General features: G+C 57.2%; 14 protein-coding genes. 7 read left to right on the top strand and 7 right to left on the bottom strand.

What is annotated here, in order from left to right:
- Positions 1-40 precede the first annotated feature (40 nt).
- From ACZ5EH_RS02205 to ACZ5EH_RS02175, 7 genes are all read left to right on the top strand, one after another.
- The gene (locus ACZ5EH_RS02205; protein ID WP_464276510.1) at positions 41-2,758 is read left to right on the top strand and encodes a molybdopterin-dependent aldehyde oxidoreductase; all 2,718 of its coding nucleotides are present in this window, start codon (positions 41-43) and stop codon (positions 2,756-2,758) included.
- Positions 2,759-2,854: 96 nt separating this feature from the next.
- Entirely contained in the window at positions 2,855-5,188 is a 2,334-nt protein-coding gene (locus ACZ5EH_RS02200; protein ID WP_464276509.1) for a pyridine nucleotide-disulfide oxidoreductase/dicluster-binding protein, read from the top strand.
- Positions 5,185-5,391: a DVU_1557 family redox protein gene (locus ACZ5EH_RS02195; RefSeq protein ID WP_464276508.1), complete on the top strand. Its 207-nt coding sequence runs from the start codon at positions 5,185-5,187 to the stop codon at positions 5,389-5,391. Before ACZ5EH_RS02200 ends, ACZ5EH_RS02195 begins: the two co-directional genes overlap by 4 nt.
- 2 nt (positions 5,392-5,393) lie before the next feature.
- A complete protein-coding gene (trsM, locus tag ACZ5EH_RS02190) occupies positions 5,394-6,131 on the top strand; it encodes a DVU_1556 family methyltransferase (RefSeq protein ID WP_464276507.1) in 738 nt (245 codons plus the stop codon).
- Between the two features lie 3 nt (positions 6,132-6,134).
- Complete coding sequence (locus tag ACZ5EH_RS02185; protein ID WP_464276506.1) at positions 6,135-6,599, top strand: DVU_1555 family C-GCAxxG-C-C protein; 465 nt, start codon at positions 6,135-6,137, stop codon at positions 6,597-6,599.
- Positions 6,600-6,624: 25 nt separating this feature from the next.
- Complete coding sequence (gene trsS, locus ACZ5EH_RS02180; protein WP_464278249.1) at positions 6,625-7,992, top strand: radical SAM (seleno)protein TrsS; 1,368 nt, start codon at positions 6,625-6,627, stop codon at positions 7,990-7,992.
- Complete coding sequence (locus tag ACZ5EH_RS02175; RefSeq protein ID WP_464276505.1) at positions 7,989-9,317, top strand: DVU_1553 family AMP-dependent CoA ligase; 1,329 nt, start codon at positions 7,989-7,991, stop codon at positions 9,315-9,317. Before trsS ends, ACZ5EH_RS02175 begins: the two co-directional genes overlap by 4 nt.
- Positions 9,318-9,337: 20 nt before the next feature.
- Here the strand turns inward: ACZ5EH_RS02175 and ybaK are convergent, their stop codons facing one another.
- From ybaK to ACZ5EH_RS02140, 7 genes are all read right to left on the bottom strand, one after another.
- The gene (ybaK, locus tag ACZ5EH_RS02170; protein WP_464276504.1) at positions 9,338-9,805 is read right to left on the bottom strand and encodes a Cys-tRNA(Pro) deacylase; all 468 of its coding nucleotides are present in this window, start codon (positions 9,803-9,805) and stop codon (positions 9,338-9,340) included.
- A gap of 140 nt (positions 9,806-9,945) precedes the next feature.
- Entirely contained in the window at positions 9,946-11,457 is a 1,512-nt protein-coding gene (locus tag ACZ5EH_RS02165) for an outer membrane homotrimeric porin (RefSeq protein ID WP_464276503.1), read from the bottom strand.
- 219 nt (positions 11,458-11,676) lie between these two features.
- The gene (locus ACZ5EH_RS02160) at positions 11,677-13,188 is read right to left on the bottom strand and encodes an outer membrane homotrimeric porin (protein ID WP_464276502.1); all 1,512 of its coding nucleotides are present in this window, start codon (positions 13,186-13,188) and stop codon (positions 11,677-11,679) included.
- A gap of 288 nt (positions 13,189-13,476) precedes the next feature.
- Complete coding sequence (locus tag ACZ5EH_RS02155; protein WP_464276501.1) at positions 13,477-13,644, bottom strand: FeoB-associated Cys-rich membrane protein; 168 nt, start codon at positions 13,642-13,644, stop codon at positions 13,477-13,479.
- Positions 13,645-13,692: 48 nt separating this feature from the next.
- On the bottom strand, positions 13,693-14,412 hold the full coding sequence (locus tag ACZ5EH_RS02150) for a FeoA family protein (protein ID WP_464276500.1): 720 nt from the start codon (positions 14,410-14,412) through the stop codon (positions 13,693-13,695).
- Positions 14,413-14,422: 10 nt separating this feature from the next.
- Positions 14,423-16,537, bottom strand: a complete 2,115-nt coding sequence (locus ACZ5EH_RS02145; protein ID WP_464276499.1) for a heavy metal translocating P-type ATPase — start codon at positions 16,535-16,537, stop codon at positions 14,423-14,425.
- Positions 16,534-16,812: a hypothetical protein gene (locus ACZ5EH_RS02140; protein WP_464276498.1), complete on the bottom strand. Its 279-nt coding sequence runs from the start codon at positions 16,810-16,812 to the stop codon at positions 16,534-16,536. Before ACZ5EH_RS02140 ends, ACZ5EH_RS02145 begins: the two co-directional genes overlap by 4 nt.
- Between the last annotated feature and the right edge of the window lie 45 nt (positions 16,813-16,857).

Below are 16,857 nucleotides of genomic sequence, written 5' to 3'. Positions count from 1 at the left end.
TGACGTGAGAAACACTGAGGAATCTTTTAAGGAGGACAGAATGAAAGGCAAGACGATTTTCGTCAACGGCGCGCCAAAAACCGTTGTGGCCAGCGATGACGTGATGCTGTCCGAGGTGCTGCGCGAGCAGTTGCTGCTTACAGGCACCAAGATCGGTTGCGGTCAGGGCCAGTGCGGCGCCTGTAACGTCATTATGGACGGCAAGCTGGTGCGCTCCTGCATCACCAAGATGAAGCGCGTGCCTTATGGCGCCCAGATCATGACCATTGAAGGCATCGGCGGCCCCAATGGCCTGGATCCTGTGCAGTTGGCCTGGATTGCCCACGGTGGCGCCCAGTGCGGTTTCTGCACCCCTGGCTTTATTGTCTCGGCCAAGGCTCTTTTGACCGAGAATCCGAAACCCACTCGCGAAGACGTCCGCGATTGGTTCCAGAAGCACAACAACGTTTGCCGTTGCACAGGTTACAAGCCCCTGGTCGACGCCACCATGGATGCTGCCAAGGTCATCAACGGTGAAATGAAGGTTGAGGATCTGGAATTCAAGATGCCGGCTGACGGCCGCATCTTCGGCACCAAGTACCCGCGCCCCTCTGCTGTTGCCAAGGTCACCGGCACCCTGGACTACGGCGCGGACATCGGTCTCAAAATGCCCAAGGAAACCCTGTATTGCGCCCTGGTGCAGGCCACGGTCAACCACGCCAATATCAAGGGCATCGACGCCAGCGAAGCCGAGAGCATGCCTGGTGTCGTCAAGGTCGTCACCCACAAGGACATCAAGGGCAAGAACCGCATCAGCGGCCTGATTACCTTCCCCACCAACAAGGGTGACGGTTGGGATCGCCCCATCCTGTGTGACGAAAAGGTTTTCCAATTTGGTGACGCCATTGCCATTGTGTGCGCAGAGACTGAAAAGCAGGCCAAGGCCGCTGCCGAAAAGGTGAAAGTGGACCTGGAAGAGCTGCCTTCTTACATGAGCGCGCCTGAAGCCATGGCTGAAGACGCCATGGAAATCCACCCCGGTACGCCCAACGTGTATTTTGAGCAGCGTTTGGCCAAGGGTGACGAGACCGCCCCTATTTTCGAGAAGGCGGACATGGTTATTGCGGAAGACGATTTCTACGTCAGCCGCCAGCCGCATATGCCCATCGAGCCTGACGTAGGTTTTGCCTACCTGGATGATGACGGCAATCTGATCGTGCATTCCAAATCCATCGGTATCCACCTGCATGCCGCCATGATCGCTCCTGGTCTGGGCGTGGAAGCTGAAAAGCTGTTCCTGGTGCAGAACCCCGCAGGCGGCACCTTTGGCTACAAGTTCAGCCCCACCATGGAAGCCCTGGTTGGCGCTGCCTGCTTGGCCACCGGCCGCCCCGTGTTCCTGGGGTATGACTGGTTCCAGCAGCAGACCTACACCGGTAAGCGTTCGCCGTTCTTCACCAGCGTGAAGATTGCCGCCGACAAGGAAGGCAAGCTGCACGGTCTGGAAGTTGACTGGAGCGTGGACCACGGTCCTTACTCCGAGTTCGGCGATCTGCTGACCCTGCGCGGCGCCCAGTTCATCGGCGCTGGTTACGACATCGCGAACATGCGCGGCACCGGCCGCACTGTTTGTACCAACCACGCCTGGGGTTCCGCTTTCCGCGGGTACGGCGCTCCTGAAATCGAGTTCCCTTCTGAAGTTCTGATGGACGAACTGGCTGAAAAGCTGGGCATGGATCCGTTTGATCTGCGCTACAAGAACGTCTACCGCAAGGGCGCAACCACGCCTACCGGTCAGGAACCTGAAGTCTACAGCCTGCCCGAAATGATGGACAAGCTGAAGCCCAAGTACGAAGAAGCCAAGAAAAAAGCTGCTGCCAACTCCACCGCTGAAGTCAAGCGCGGCGTTGGTCTCGCCATTGGCGTATACGGCTGCGGCCTGGACGGCCCGGATACCTCCGAAGCCTATGTCGAGCTGAATCCCGACGGCACCATCACCTGCTACAACTCTTGGGAAGACCACGGCCAAGGCGCCGACATGGGCACCCTGGCCACCTTGCACGAAGCTCTGAAGCCCATGAACGTGCCCCCTGAGAACATCAAGCTGGTGCTCAACGACATGACCAAGACCCCCAACAGCGGTCCTGCTGGCGGTAGCCGCTCGCAGGTTGTCACCGGTCAGGCCGTGAAGACTGCTGGTGAGTTGCTGGTGAAGGCCATGCGCAAGGAAGACGGTTCTTTCCGCACCTATGACGAGATGGTGGCCGAGAACATCCCCACCAAGGTCACGGGCAAGTGGACCGCGCCTGCGCACGACTGTGACGCCAACGGTCAGGGCAGCCCCTTCTCGGTATACATGTACGGCGTGTTCATGTCCGAGGTTGCTGTTGAGGTCGCCACCGGCAAGACCCAGGTAGAAAAACTGACCCTGGTCGCCGACATCGGCAAGGTCGTCAACAAGCTCGTCGTGGACGGCCAGCTTTACGGCGGTCTGGCCCAGGGTGTTGGTCTGGCCCTCACCGAGGACTACGAGGACATCAAGAAGCACTCCACCATGAAGGGCGCCGGTATTCCTTACATCAAGGACATTCCGGACGAAATCGAGCTCATCTATGTGGAAAGCCCGCGTCCCGAAGGCCCGTTCGGCGCTGGCGGTGTCGGCGAATTGCCGCTGACCGCGCCTCATGCGTCCATCATCAACGCCATCTACAATGCCTGTGGTGCCCGTGTGACCAAGTTGCCCGCGCTGCCAGAAAAAGTTAAAGCTGCAATGAAGTAGCTCTGCTACGGCATATAAGAGGGGGCGGTTTCGGGATTTCATGCCGGAACCGCCCCTTTGCAGTTAGAAAAACGCTTCACGATTCCGGGGGCTGGAATGGATCAAAAAGAACTTCGAGAACTTGAACATACCTGCATCCAGGAAGAAGCGCCCTGGTGTACTGCAGCCTGTCCGCTGCATGTAGACGCACGGGGCTTTCTTGCCCAGTGCGCAAAGGGTGACTGGAAGGCTGCGCGCAAGGTCCTTGAGCGGACCATGCCCTTGCCCGCCGTGCTCGGGCTGATCTGCGATCATCCGTGCGAGGCGGCCTGCAAACGTAGAGAAGCAGGGGGCGCCATCCGCATCGGCGCCATAGAGCGAGCCTGCGTCCAGCAGGTATCGCAACAATCCAGGCCCCTGCCTCTGCCCAAAAAGGATTTTCACGTCGCCACCATTGGCAGCGGGTTTTCAGCGCTTACGGTGGCGTACGACCTGACCCGCAAAGGGTACCCCATTACCGTGCTGACCACTGCGGACGCCATAGGGGGCAGTCTGCTGCAGTTGGATGCGGACACCCTTCCGCCGGCGGCCCTGCAGGCTGAAATAGACTTGCTGCAAAGACAGGGTGTTGTCTTTGAAACAGGGCAAAACCTGGATGCAGCCCGCTTGGCTGCTATCAAGGAAGAATTTGTCGCCTGCTATCTGGATATGGATGCGCCTGAAGCGCAAGCGCTTTTAGAGGGCGACATAATCCCGGAAACTCTGGAAACAGGAAGCAAGGGGATTTTTGCTGGGGGCGGCAGCGCCGCCAAGGGTGAGCTTTCCCCGATTTTCGAGGCGGCGCAAGGGCGCAAAGCCGCCAACAGTATCGACCGTTTCCGGCAAAACGTTTCCATGACGGCGCAGCGAGACAAGGAAGGGCCCCGCGAGACCAGGCTTTATACAAGCCTGGAGGATGTGCAAAGCCAGCCCGCTGTGGCCATGGCCAATGCGGCCGGTTACAGTGAGGAAGAAGCCACAACAGAAGCGGGGCGCTGTCTGCAGTGCGAGTGCATGGAGTGTGTGAAGAATTGTCTCTATCTGCAGCACTACAAGGGGTACCCCAAAAAATACGCCCGTGAAATTTATAATAATGAAGCCATTGTCAAAGGGCTGCACAAGGCCAACAAGCTGATCAATTCCTGCATGCTGTGCGGGCAGTGCACTGTTCTGTGCCCCAATGATTTTCCCATGGCTGCATTGTGCCGTGGCGTCCGGCAGAGCAAGGTTCGCATCGGCAATATGCCTCCTTCGGCCCATGACTTCGCCCTTGAAGATTTGCGCTTCAACATGAGCAACCGCTTTTATCTTGCGCGTCCGGCGCTTCCGGAAGACGGCGCCACGAAAACCAAGGCCCTTTTCTTCCCTGGCTGCCATCTTGCGGGAAGCCGCCCCGAGCATGTGGAGCGTGTCTGGGCCTGGATGCGTGAACACTGTACGGATGCAGACGGAGGCATCGGCCTCTTTCTGGGCTGTTGCGGCGCGCCTGCGGACTGGGCCGGCCGCGAAGACCTTTTCCAGCAGATTTTGGACGCCTTGCGTTCTAGCTGGGAAGAATTGGGGCAGCCGCAACTGGTGACGGCGTGCTCTACCTGCTGCACCACGTTTGGCAACGCGGCGCCGGAATTTCAGGCTGTTACGCTCTGGGAGTATATGGATGGCAAGCCCCTGCCGGAGGGCGCAGCAGCCTTGCAGGACGCCTTGCCCCTGCATGACCCCTGCACCAGCCGGGAATTGCCAGAAACACAGAATGCGGTGCGCAGGATGCTTGCAACGCTTTCACAAAAGGTGGAAGAGTTGAAGACGGGCAGGGAAGTGACCGAGTGCTGTGGGTATGGAGGACTGCTTTCCACCGTCAACCCTTCTTTGGGGCGAGATGTGGCCACCAGACGCGGCCAACAGGCCGAAGGTGATTTTTTGGCTTACTGCGCCATGTGTCGCGACGCTTTGGCGCAGGGCGGCAAGCGGACTCTGCACCTACTGGACCTGCTTTTTCCGCTAGAAGAAGCTGACCCGGCGGGAAGGGCTGCTCCTGGTTTTTCTGACCGCCATGACAAACGTGAAGCACTGCGTCGGAAACTGGTACAGCAATATTGGAAAGAGGAGCCCAGAGCCTTGGAAGCGCACGAATCGATTTCTCTGGATATTTCTGCGGCGGTGCAGGCGCTGCTGGATGAGCGTCGCATCCTGCGGGAGGACGTGCAGCGCGTCATCCACCACGCCGAAACCAGCGGTAAAAAGCTGACTGATCCGGATACCGGACATTTTCTGGCGTACCATCGTCCTGTCCGGGTGACGTTCTGGGTGGAGTATGCGCCCACCGATGCGGGGTTTATCGTGTACAATGCTTACAGCCACCGCATGGTGCTGCCCGTGAAGCCGGGAGAAAAGGACGAAGGAGACGGTCGATGAGCAAGCTGTCCTTTGTTGCGCCAACATCATGGAAGTGCGCCTGCGGTGAAGATTTGCAGCCCAAGACTGTGGATATCCGCTATCTGGGCTCGCAGTTCAGTGTGGAGCTGCTCTGCTGCGAAAAATGCGGCCTGGTTCTGGTTCCGGAGGAGCTGGCCAGGGGCAAAATGTACGAAGTGGAGCAATTGCTGGAGGACAAGTAGCCATGCTCCAGGCAGAGCCCGGCAGCCCCCCCCTGGGAACGCCGGATTATGCGAACAGCCCGCTTCTTGAACATACGGGGGGGCTGCTCCGGCCCGGTGGGCTCGAACTTACCGCCAGACTTGCCGCCCTAGGCGGGCTTGCGCCCGGAATGCGTGTTTTGGATATCGCTTGCGGCACGGGGGCGAGCATTGATTATTTGCGAAGGCAAAAAGGCATTGAGGCCTGCGGTCTGGATGTTTCAGCCGTATTGCTCAGACGCGCGAAAAGCAATGGAGCAGACGCCCTTGTTCAGGGGGGAGCTACGGCCCTGCCTTGTAAACCTGCGAGCCTGGATGCAGTCCTTTGCGAATGCGCCATGACGCTTTTTCCCACCCCAGAACGCGTGCTGCAGCAAATCCACTCCGTGTTGCGCCCGACAGGGCGCATGTTGCTGAGCGATATTTATGCTCGGGCGCCGCGAGAAGTTCCAACAGAGGAACCCGCGCTGCGTTGTTGCGTTGATGGCGCCCGCACTAAGGAAGATTTGGAAAAACTGTTTGCCGCCAATGGATTCATAGTGGAGAACTTCGAAGACCACAGCGGCAGCCTCAAACAGTTGGCGGCCGAGCTGGTGTTTGCCCACGGCTCCCTTGCGGCCTTTTGGTCGGCCCTGCTGCCTGGAGAGCTTGCGTGCCAGGCGGCGCGAAACGGCGCCAGGTTCAGGCTGGGGTATTGCCTGCTGGTCGCGAAAAAGAGGTGACACATGGACGAAATATCCTTGCGTCTTGCACATTTTGCGGCATCCGGACTTTGCTGCAGTCAAATCATCATGGCTCTGGCTCTGGAGCAACAGGGAGAGCAGAACCTTCCCCTGGTGCGCGCCATGGCAGGACTGTGTAACGGGCAGGGTGATTGCTCCGGGGATTGCGGCGTACTTACGGGGGGTGTCTGCGTCATTGCCATGCACGGAGCCAAAGGCACGGATGGGGATGAGGAGCACGAGCGGCTGCCCCTGATGCTGGCGACGTTTACCGACTGGTTCCGCAACGAGGCGTGCGCATCCTACGGCGGGTGCCGCTGCGCCGATATTTTGGGAGAAGGCAATTGTGGCGCGCCCGACAAGGAGCGCTGCGGCAATCTGGTTGTCACCGCCTATCAGCAATGCCTGCAAATTCTTGTAGATAACGGTATTGACCCCAGTCAGCCACGGGAATGTGATTGTGTCTGACGTGCCAGGAAGTTCCGATTTCGGGATGGTGGCCGGCCATTCCGGACACGGTTCCGGCCATGGGGTGGAAAGCATCTGCCCGGTGTGCCTGCGTAAGATCAACGGGCAACTGCGCAAGAAGGGGCAGGATGTGTACCTGGCCAAATACTGCCCCGAACATGGGGGCTTTGAGGCCGTCATTTGGAGGGGGACCCCCCATTTTGGCGATTGGCTGCGCCCCAAGGCGCCTTCCAAAAGGGAGGTCGCCTTTGGCCGGAAAAATCTGGGGTGTCCCTATGATTGCGGGCTGTGTGCCGATCACGGTCAGCAAACATGCACTGCATTGCTCGAAATTACGCAGCGCTGCAATCTGCGGTGTCCAATCTGCTTTGCCGATGCCGGCACCGGCAACGACCCCGATATGGAGACCATCGCCTTTTGGTATGATCGGGTGCTGCAAGCGTCCGGCGCGTGTAATATCCAGCTTTCCGGCGGTGAACCGACCGTGCGGGACGACTTGCCCGACATCATCGCTCTTGGCAAAAAAAAGGGCTTTGGCTTCATCCAATTGAATACCAATGGCGTGCGGCTGGCCCGTGAAGCCGGTTACGCAAAGCGTCTGCAGCAGGCGGGGTTGTCCTCTGTGTTTCTCCAGTTCGATGGGGTGGACGATGGCCCATACAAGGCGTTGCGCGGCTGTTCTTTGTGGAGCGAAAAGAAGCGCGCGGTGGAGCTTTGCGGCGAGGCTGGTCTTGGCGTTGTGCTTGTGCCCACGGTGGTTCCTGGTGTGAATGACCATGCGCTGGGAAACATTGTCTCATTCGCACTAGAAGCCGGCGCCCATGTCAGGGGGGTGCATTTTCAGCCGGTCAGCTACTTTGGGCGTTACAAGCAAGCGCCGGATGACGCTGCCCGCATCACGCTGCCAGAGCTTATGCGAGCTCTGGAGGAACAGACCGGGGGCATGGTGCAGGCGGATCAATTCGCCCCTCCCGGGTGTGAACATGCGCTGTGTTCCTTTCACGGAAATTTTATGCGGACAGCAGGGGGCAACCTGGCGCCTATCAAGGCTGAAAGAAGTTGTTGCTCATCCAAAGCGCCCCCCATTCCCGCCAAGGAAGGGGCGGAGCAAAGCATTACCTACACCGCCCGACAATGGGCGGGTAAGGGCGCGTGTGACTGTTTGCCGCCAGATATGGAACAACCACTTGATCTGAACACTTTTTTGGACCAAGCTAAAATGTGGAAGTTCAGCATTTCCGCCATGGCCTTTCAGGATGTTTGGACAGTGAACCTGGAGCGGCTGCAAGGGTGCTGCATTCATGTTGTCAGCCCGGACGGGCGACTTGTACCTTTTTGTGCATACAATATGACGGCTGCGGATGGCACCCCCTTGCACAGGAGCAGTACATGATACCAAAAACTTCGATTGATGCCTGGGTGGCGACGCAGATCGGATGCAGGGACACCTTTGCCCGCAATGCACTGGAATCTTACCAGTTGCTCGCCCTGCACAATACGCTGCGCTACGCCAAGGCTTCCAGCCCGTTCTGGCGAGAGCGGCTTGAAGATGTGGAGCCCGCTGCAATCAGCAGCCTGACGGATCTGGTGAAGCTGCCGTTTACCACTTCCCAAGACATTCGCCAGCACGGAGAGCGCATGTGCTGCGTGCCGCAGGATGCGGTAGCGCGCATAGTGACCATGTACAGTTCCGGCACCACTGGTGAGCCCAAGCGCTTGTTTTTTACCCAGCGGGACCTGGACGGCACCATGGAGTTTTTTGAGCACGGTATGCGCACCATGGTTGCAGGCGGTGACTGCGTCATGATTCTGCTTCCTGGCGCAACGCCGGACAGCACTGGTGATCTGTTGGCCCGGGGATTGGAAAAAAGCGACGTGAAAAGCATATGTTATGGACTGGTGCACGACCCCCTTGTGGCCGTGGAAGCCGCCAAGGGGCAAGACGCCACCTGTCTGATCGGCTTCCCGCTGCAGATTCTTGGCATGGCCAGGATGTGCGAACAGGCGGCAGTGGATTACCGCCCCAAAAGCGTGCTGCTCTGTTCGGATTATGTGCCGGATTCTTTGCGCCGGGAGCTTGCGCGCATCTGGAATTGTAAAACCTATGCACACTACGGCACCGTGGAAACAGGACTTGGGGGCGCTGTGGAGTGCCAGGCCACAGCTGGCTGCCATCTGCGCGAGGCTGATCTGCTGGTGGAAATAGTGGATCCTGAAACCGGGGCGCCCTTGCCAGATGGCGCCTGGGGAGAGATAGTTTTCACTACTTTGAGCCGGGAAGCATTGCCCTTGATCCGTTACCGTACAGGGGACGAAGGGCGCTTGTTATCCGAGGTGTGCGCCTGTGGCAGCGAACTGCGCCGGCTGGATAAGGTTAAGGGGCGCATCCGGAATCGGGCGCTGCTGAAAAATGGGCACGCGTTGCACCTGGCCACCCTGGATGAGGTTCTGCTCGATCACCCCCTGATCATGGATTTTGAGGTGATGCTGGAAAGACAGGACGGTAAGGACAGATTGCGCGTTTTGCTTTTCGTTTTGCCAGCGGCCCTATGCAGGGCGGTGGAGACTGTTGCGGACGTAGAGGAGAGGCTGCAACGCGATGTGTTGGAGCCTGCTGGCATTTCCAGCGAGGTTCTTGGTCTGCAAGTGGATGCAGAAGCCTGGGCTCCCGGCAAAGGGGCCACTGCAAAGCGTTGCCTGCACGATATGCGGCATTGAGCTTGTACTATAGAGGCTGCCTATCGAGCTACTGCAGCAAAGGACGCATTGGTCAGTTTCGCCAGATCGGCAGGGGCCAGTTCAATTTCCAGACCTCTGCGCCCTGCACTGACATGCATGGTGGCGAGCGCCTCGGCTTCGGCGTCTATCACGGTCGGCAGCGGTTTTTTCTGCCCCAGAGGACTTACACCGCCGACAACGTATCCCGTCACACGTTCCACCACTTTCGGGTCGGCCATGGCGGCCTTTTTCGCGCCAATGGCTTTGGCCAGCAGCTTTAAATCCAACTGGCAGACCACCGGGACAATGGCAACGAACAGGTCTTTGCCTCCGGTAGTTGCGACAAGGGTCTTGAACACGCGCTCAGGCGCAACGCCAAGCTTTTCGGCCGCCTCCATGCCAAAGGATTCTGCGGCGGGATCATGTTCGTATTCATGGATGGTAAAGGTAATGCCGGCTTTTTTGGCCGCGTCTATGGCCGGGGTCATTTTCTCGCTCCTACTCGCTGTTCTGAAAAAAGGTCTTCTTATAGCTTTCACGGCAGCTTTTCAAATTTCTGTTTTGCAGCTGGCAAATAAAAACCGGAGCCCGAAGGCCCCGGTCCGTGGTTGCGCCGGGTTGCTGTCTGCTAAAACCGGTATTGCAGGCCCGTGGCCAGTTTCCATGCGGTGCTGGTGTCCCACAAACGGGGGCCAAAGTTCGTGGTGCGGTCCGCCTGAGTCTCCCAAGCGTACTTTTCACGATGCACATCCACCATGCTCATTTCAGCGACCAGGGCCAGGTTTTCATAGATGCGGTAAGAGTGGTCAAAGTTTACTTCCCAGGCCCAGTCGGCTGTCGTCAATATGGTGTTGCTGTTGTTGACGAATGCCGGGTTCCAGGCGCCGCCGTTTACGCGGTAGTCACGCATGGATTCCGGGTCGTTGGTGCCCCAGTAAACGGCAACGGTAAGCTGGTGGGTCAGATCCTTGATCAAGGAAATATTCTGCAGCTTGAACGCAAGCCCCCAGGTACCTTCCGCACTTTGGGAAAGAAGGTCTCCGGTGCCGAGCAGAACGTACCCGTCAAATCCTTCACTGGTCCCTTTGAAGCTTCCGTCAATGCTGGGAATACGTTCGGAACCGTTCCAGATGTTGCCGTCATCCCCGGAAGTCCACCAAGCTAGCAGCCCGGGAGTGACATACGGGGTCTGATACTCCACACTACCGGCGACATACCAGCCGGAGCGGTTCAGATAGGCTTCGCTGGGATCAATGGAGGTGCCCCAGGCAACATCGAGGGCAAAGGTCAATGGATCCAGCAGGGTGAGTTCAAAAGCACCGCCAAGCCACCAGAAATTCTGGTAATCATTATTGTAGCGGGCATCGAAGCCTCCGGCCGTAGCAGAGGTCTGGTAATTCGCGTTGTTGGCGGGGTTGGCGTTGGTAAGCAGCAGCGGGTTGTTCATCTGGTAAAGAGCGTCGGTGCCGGCGAGCATGTAGGACACGTATGGCGTTACCGTCATAACGCCTTCAACATTGACGGGGATATAAAACCCGAACATGTCGACCTCATCGTTCAGCGAACCATTGCCATAGGCTGAAGCACTTGAGCCCCAGGCGTCACGACGACCACTACCATTCCAGGGGCGCGCCCAAAATGCACCTAGACTGAACATATCATCAAGCGGGTACAGGGCCACGATGCCCGCCATATCGGTACCGCCCGAACCTAAAATGGGACTGCCTACAACGGCGTTGGGCATGTCCAGCCCCTGCATGCCCACACGCAAGAAAAGGTCGGTATTGGGGATATTGAGTTCGATGTATGCGCGGCGGACTTCGACAGAGATGTTATCCATGCCGATCTGGGCCTGGCCGGGAACGCCCCATTCGTCTTCACCGATTTCGAAATACAAGGTGCCTTGCACGTTTTCGGACGCAATAAAGTTTACCTGTATGCGTTCGCGTTGGCGGGCAAAGAACTTGTCTTCGCTGCCATTGCCCTGGCGCCAGTCATTTGTGTTGTTGTGAATGTTCTGATCCCTCCACCCCCAGGTGAAGTCGAAGCTGCCGGATGTGGTGACCTCGACGGCGGCGGCATGACCGACAATGCTCAAAACAAGGCTTGCAGTGAGAGCGAATACCAAGAGCCGTTGCATAATACTTCCTCAATTATTTTTGATGTGCATAGGATACTAAGAAGAATGGTCTGGAACAGAAATCTTCGAGATTTCATTAGGATAATTATATGAAGATGCTGTTACATCCAGGAATCATACTTCGTAAATAACTGGATGAGAATTATTTTAGATACGGGCAGAAATAAAAAAACCGGGGCCCGAAGGCCCCGGCTCGAGGGTTGCGTCAGTTTGCAGGGGTTAGAATCGGTATTCCAGACCTGTGGCCAGCTTCCAGGCGGTGCTGGTATCCCACAGACGGGGGCCGGCATTGGTGGTGCGATCGGCCTGGGTTTCCCAGGCGTATTTCTCGCGATGTACATCAACCATGCTCATCTCGACAACAGCGGCCAGGTTTTCATAAATCTGATAGGTGTGGTCGAAGTTGATTTCCCAGGCCCAGTCGGCGGTGGTCAGGAAGATGTTGCTGTTGTTGATAAATGCGGGATTCCAGACGCCACCCGCGACACGGTAGTCACGCATGGAATCGGGATCGTTTGTGCCCCAGTATACGGCGACGGTGAACTGGTGCGTAAGGTCTTCAATAAAGGAAATGTCCTGCAGCTTGAGGGCCAAACCCCAGGTGCCTTCAGCCGTTTGCGAGAGCAGGCCGCCGGTTCCAAGAAGTTCGTTACCGTCAAATGCTTCACTTGTGGTTTGAAAGGAACCGTCCACACTTGGCATGCGTTCGGAACCGTTCCAGATGTTGTCGTCGTCACCGGAGGTCCACCAGGCAACAAGGCCGGGAGTGACGTACGGCGTCTGGTAGTCTACGCGACCTGCAACGTACCAGCCGGAGCGGGTCAAGTATGCTTCGCTGGGATCAACAGAGGTTCCCCAGGCAACGTCCAGACCAAAGGTCAGAGGATCCAGCATGTTGAATTCCATGGCGCCGCCAACCCACCAGAAGTTCTGGTAGTCGTTGTTGTAACGAGCGTCAGCGCCGCCAGCAAGAGCGGAGGTGGGGAAGTTCCAGTTGTTGCCGATGTTTGCGTTGGTGCTCCACAGAGCATTGTTCATGGCGTACAAACCATCGGTTCCGGCAATCATGTAGGCAACGTAAGGCGTTACAGTCATAATACCTTCAACGGTGAAGGGAACATACACGCCGAACATATCGATTTCGTCATTGAGAGAACCATTGCCGTATGCGGAATTGGTCGTTCCCCAGGCGTCACTGCGTCCGGAACCGTTGTATGGGCGCGCCCACAAGGCGCCAACGGTGATCATGTCGTTGATGGGGTAAACTGCCACGATACCGGCCATGTCCGTGCCGCCTGAACCCAGGATCGGGTTGCCCACAACGGCGTTGGGCAGGTCCATGCCCTGCATACCAACACGAAAGACAAGTTCGGTGTTGGGAACGTTGAATTCGATGTAAGCGCGGCGGACTTCAACAGAGACGTTGTCCATGCCTATTTGGGCCTGGCCGGGAACGCCCCATTCGTCTTCACCGATTTCAAAGTACAAGGTGCCCTGTACGTTTTCTGAAGCAACAAAATTCACTTGGATACGTTCGCGCTGGCGGGCGAAAAACTGGTCTTCACTGCCATTGCCCTGGCGCCATGCTTTAGTGTTGTTGTAAATGCTCTGATCCATCCAACCCCAAGCGAAGTCAAAACTGCCTTGTGCGGTGATCTCGACTGCAGCTGCATTCAATGCGGCGCCCAGCACAAAGCTGGCTGCAAGAATGAGCGTGATAAGACGTTTCATTTCCTTTTCTCCTTTTGCGTGCATACGAGACGTTACCCTCGAAAAATGGTGCTGGTTGCAGCAAAAAACGCTGAACGTATTTCAAAGCAAATTTTTCAAAGCTATTTTTAGTTATGAGAAAGGGGGTAATGCCGCCTCAGCTGACAATTCCCCCGTGGCGCAAAAGCGCCGTATAGGGAGGGCAGCCATCCTTTGTCCGCCATCATCCGGAAGGCAGCGTTTGGAAGGCGTGCACCTTTTAATGTCGCTTTTTTGGGGCTCCTCTCTTATACGCCACCGGATCCACGGCTACTTTTCGTTGTCATTGCCCAGGTCATGGATCTTGCCTGTTTTTGCGGTCGGGCAGGAACCGGAACCGCACCCGCAGCCGCACCCTTTGTTGCGGCCGAGAAATTTGCGGAGCAAGTAAAGGACGGCAATGAGAATGATAGCAATAATCATTATCGTTTCGAACATGAGACCTCCTCACCCTTTTTAAGGAAAATGTCCAGCATTTTTATACGTTCAATTTTTAACAGGGGTTACAAGAATGCCTGCTTCCTGGTCCGGCCGTAAATGCAGGCGCAGGCCAGGTTTGGTCTGCAGCACGTTGTGTCCTTTGCAGGCGCGTCCGGAATCAGAGGCGGGGCGCACGTTTTCAAGCTCCAGAACAACCCCCGGCGTAAGCCCGAGACGGCGCAGCATGGATACTGAATACGCGCCTCCGAGTAGGGAAGTGATGGTGAAGGGAGCCCCTTTTCCGGCAGAAGCAAACTGCATTTCGCGCCCCTGTGAAGTCCCCCATAATTTGGAGGCAACGCCTTCAGTCAGGCTTATGCGCATGCCATTGTGAAGTGTAATGTAGTCCATTGGTGGCAGGCGGCGGATCATTGTTATGCGGTCGTTTTCCCGGATGCCTAGTGTCTTCAGCCCCTGCTCCAGGGAGGAGCCGCACACAAGACCTTCTACATGGCCTTCTTCATTGGGCTGCATTTCGGAAATAGGGGTTTTGTGTCCGTCATCATGGTGAATGATGACCTTGGAAGCCATACCCACGCCGAGAATGGCCTCGCCTGTCGGTGTTTTTATCCGAACGGGGGAGGCGTAGGATACTTCGTTGAGCCGGAAGACAATGTCGCCTTTGGCAATACCCAGACGTTCAAGACGTTGGGCAAGTCCTTTGTCCGCGGCATGCTCGTAGGCTAAAGGCGTATCGAATGGTGCTTGGGAAAGTGGAAGAAACATGCGCGGTCCTTTACGTTTCGATTGAAGTGGGTGACGCGCTGCCACGGAGCGCAGCGTACGCAAGAAGGCCGATGGTGCTGCCGTTGTGCACGGCAGCGGATGCAACCGCCGGAATTGCGCCGGTTCCGGCAAGGGCCAACAGGGCGGTATTGACCCCTACAGAGGTCCAGAGGCTTTGCTTGAGAATGGCGCGGGAGCGAAGCGCCAGAGCCCGTGCCGTAACCAGACCGCTCAAGTCGTCCTTAAGGAGCAGCACCTGAGAGATGTCGCGAGCCAGATCCGCACCTGAAGGCATGCTGATGCCCACCTCCGCAGCTATCAGGGCAGGCGCGTCATTGACGCCGTCACCTATAAAAGCGACCTTTCTGCCTTCGGCGGCCAGTTCTTCCAATATTCCGGCCTTGTCTTCGGGTTTGCATGACGCGTGTATCTGGTCCAGTTCGGGCAATTGCGCCCAGAGCGCGTTGGCTGCGCCTTGCTGATCGCCGGTGATCATCACCAGCCTGCTGATGCCAAGGGCCTTCAACTTTTTGAGGGTATCCACAGCCTCCGGGCGCAGATTGTCGCTGATGACTATGACGCCAAGGAGGGTCTGCTCCCTGGCGACATAGAGCAGGCTTTTGCCCTGGCTATCCCTTTTGGCTGCCACTTCATCCGCCATGGAACAGTCAATACCTTCATCTTCTTCCACAAAATGGCGGCTGCCAACAATAACGCGTTCGTTTTCCAGAAAAGCTGAAACACCATGCGCGACGACAAAGTCGACCCGACTCATGGCAGGAAGCTCCATCCGGGCATTCCGGGCGGCAGTCACGACGGCGTCTGCAACCGGGTGGGAATAATGCTGCTCGGCCCCCGCTGCGAGTGAAAGCAGTGTCTCGGCGTCCAATTGTTCGGTGGTCAAAGGCAACACTTCGATGACTTCCAAGGCGCCCTGTGTCAAGGTTCCGGTTTTGTCAAAGACGATTGTGTCTACATTTGCTAATGATTCCAGAGCTTGTGCGCCTTTGAGCAGCACGCCTTCCTTGCCGGCCACGTACATTGACGCCCTCACCGTGACAGGGGTGGAGAGCTTGACCGCGCAGGAGTAGTCGACCGTCAGGATGGAGGCGGCTCTGGCCAGGCTGCCAGTAAGGGCGAAGATGCCCAGCCCCAGGCCGAATGTCAGGGGTACCAGCCTGTCGGCCAATTGCTCGGACCGCTCCTGCTGGACGGATTTGTTGCGCAGGGATTTCTGCATGTAGCCTGTTATGCGCGCCATGCTCGTATCGTTACCCACGCTGTCGGCTTCGATCACCAGGCTTCCCTCTTCCACCATGGCGCCGGAAAGCACGGTATCGCCGGGGCGCACGTGAAGGGGCAAGGATTCACCTGTTATGGAGCTGGTATTGAGAGAAGCCTCCCCTTCAATAACCACGCCGTCTACAGCCACCATTTCACCGGCGCCGCACAGCACCTTGTCGCCGATGACGGCTTCTTCAAAGGGGATGTGCGTGTCCAGACCGTTGCGGCGTACACGCAGGGTTTCCACCTGTGGACGCAGCAGACTTTCCAGCAGGTCGTGCGTTTTTTGCTGGGTGGCGTGTTCCACATATTCGGCCAATACCAGCATTGCGCCGATGGTGTTGGAAGTGAAGTAATCCCCCCGTAATAGAGAGAATACCTTCACGCTGCCGTCGAGCACCTCGACCTTGAGTCCATCACTGGCCAGGGTTGCTGCCGCATTGATGATGGTCGGTATCGCCAGAACCCAGCTGATGGTCGCCTTAAGCGGCAAAGGCATGAAAGGGGTCAGGGCCGCCACTGCGCTCCGCACCACAACCTCTGCCTTATCAGGGGGCGCAGACATGAGCGCATCCGCCGTATATGCCTCTGATGGCAGCTTATTCAGCAGCGTGCGCAAGGCTTCCTTTTGACCTGGAGCAGCGTCATGTTCAATGACGATACTGGCGGCAGGGCGATTGATGCGCACGGTTTTTACCCCTGGCTGTGATGCAACCAAGGCAGCCACATAATGTGTATCCAGGCCAGGATCCTTCAGACAGTTGCATTTGAGCCGGATTCTGCCCGGAATCTCGTGCACCAGTCTGAAGCGCAACTGACCTTTGCGTGGGCCTCTTGTCATGCCTTTTCCGGGTCCTTTACCCCATTGCTCTTGTTCTTTTTCTGAGGGGAATAGAGCATGTGATGCCAGGCGCTCAGACCAATGAGCGCCCCTCCTGCAATGAGGTGCAGGCGACGGGAGCCACGGGATTTTATGAAGCCCGTGGCGACCAGAACGCCCATGGTAATGATGAGCCCGTTCTTTGCGAGTTCTCTTTCGGAATACCGCTGTGGCGTTTTTGCATTGGCCACGGCAACTCCGTTTTGTGTTGTTGTCACGCTCTCTTGTTCACTCATATTCTGTTGGCTCCGGTCTGCCTTGTATGGGAACGGCCCGCGCCC

The sequence above is a fragment of the Desulfovibrio biadhensis genome (assembly GCF_055388615.1).
The sequence above is the reverse complement of the archived record's forward strand: the minus strand, read 5'-3'. Positions and strand labels throughout refer to the sequence as shown.

Excerpts from the sequence above, each read along its gene's own strand:
- ybaK (WP_464276504.1), bottom strand. The coding sequence starts at position 9,805 with ATGACCCCGGCCATAGACGCGGCCAAAAAAGCCGGCATTACCTTTACC.
- ACZ5EH_RS02145 (WP_464276499.1), bottom strand. The coding sequence starts at position 16,537 with ATGACAAGAGGCCCACGCAAAGGTCAGTTGCGCTTCAGACTGGTGCAC.
- ACZ5EH_RS02205 (WP_464276510.1), top strand. The coding sequence starts at position 41 with ATGAAAGGCAAGACGATTTTCGTCAACGGCGCGCCAAAAACCGTTGTG.
- ACZ5EH_RS02185 (WP_464276506.1), top strand. The coding sequence starts at position 6,135 with ATGGACGAAATATCCTTGCGTCTTGCACATTTTGCGGCATCCGGACTT.
- ACZ5EH_RS02150 (WP_464276500.1), bottom strand. The coding sequence starts at position 14,412 with ATGTTTCTTCCACTTTCCCAAGCACCATTCGATACGCCTTTAGCCTAC.
- ACZ5EH_RS02195 (WP_464276508.1), top strand. The coding sequence starts at position 5,185 with ATGAGCAAGCTGTCCTTTGTTGCGCCAACATCATGGAAGTGCGCCTGC.
- ACZ5EH_RS02165 (WP_464276503.1), bottom strand. The coding sequence starts at position 11,457 with ATGCAACGGCTCTTGGTATTCGCTCTCACTGCAAGCCTTGTTTTGAGC.
- ACZ5EH_RS02160 (WP_464276502.1), bottom strand. The coding sequence starts at position 13,188 with ATGAAACGTCTTATCACGCTCATTCTTGCAGCCAGCTTTGTGCTGGGC.
- ACZ5EH_RS02155 (WP_464276501.1), bottom strand. The coding sequence starts at position 13,644 with ATGTTCGAAACGATAATGATTATTGCTATCATTCTCATTGCCGTCCTT.
- trsS (WP_464278249.1), top strand. The coding sequence starts at position 6,625 with ATGGTGGCCGGCCATTCCGGACACGGTTCCGGCCATGGGGTGGAAAGC.
- ACZ5EH_RS02175 (WP_464276505.1), top strand. The coding sequence starts at position 7,989 with ATGATACCAAAAACTTCGATTGATGCCTGGGTGGCGACGCAGATCGGA.
- trsM (WP_464276507.1), top strand. The coding sequence starts at position 5,394 with ATGCTCCAGGCAGAGCCCGGCAGCCCCCCCCTGGGAACGCCGGATTAT.
- ACZ5EH_RS02200 (WP_464276509.1), top strand. The coding sequence starts at position 2,855 with ATGGATCAAAAAGAACTTCGAGAACTTGAACATACCTGCATCCAGGAA.
- ACZ5EH_RS02140 (WP_464276498.1), bottom strand. The coding sequence starts at position 16,812 with ATGAGTGAACAAGAGAGCGTGACAACAACACAAAACGGAGTTGCCGTG.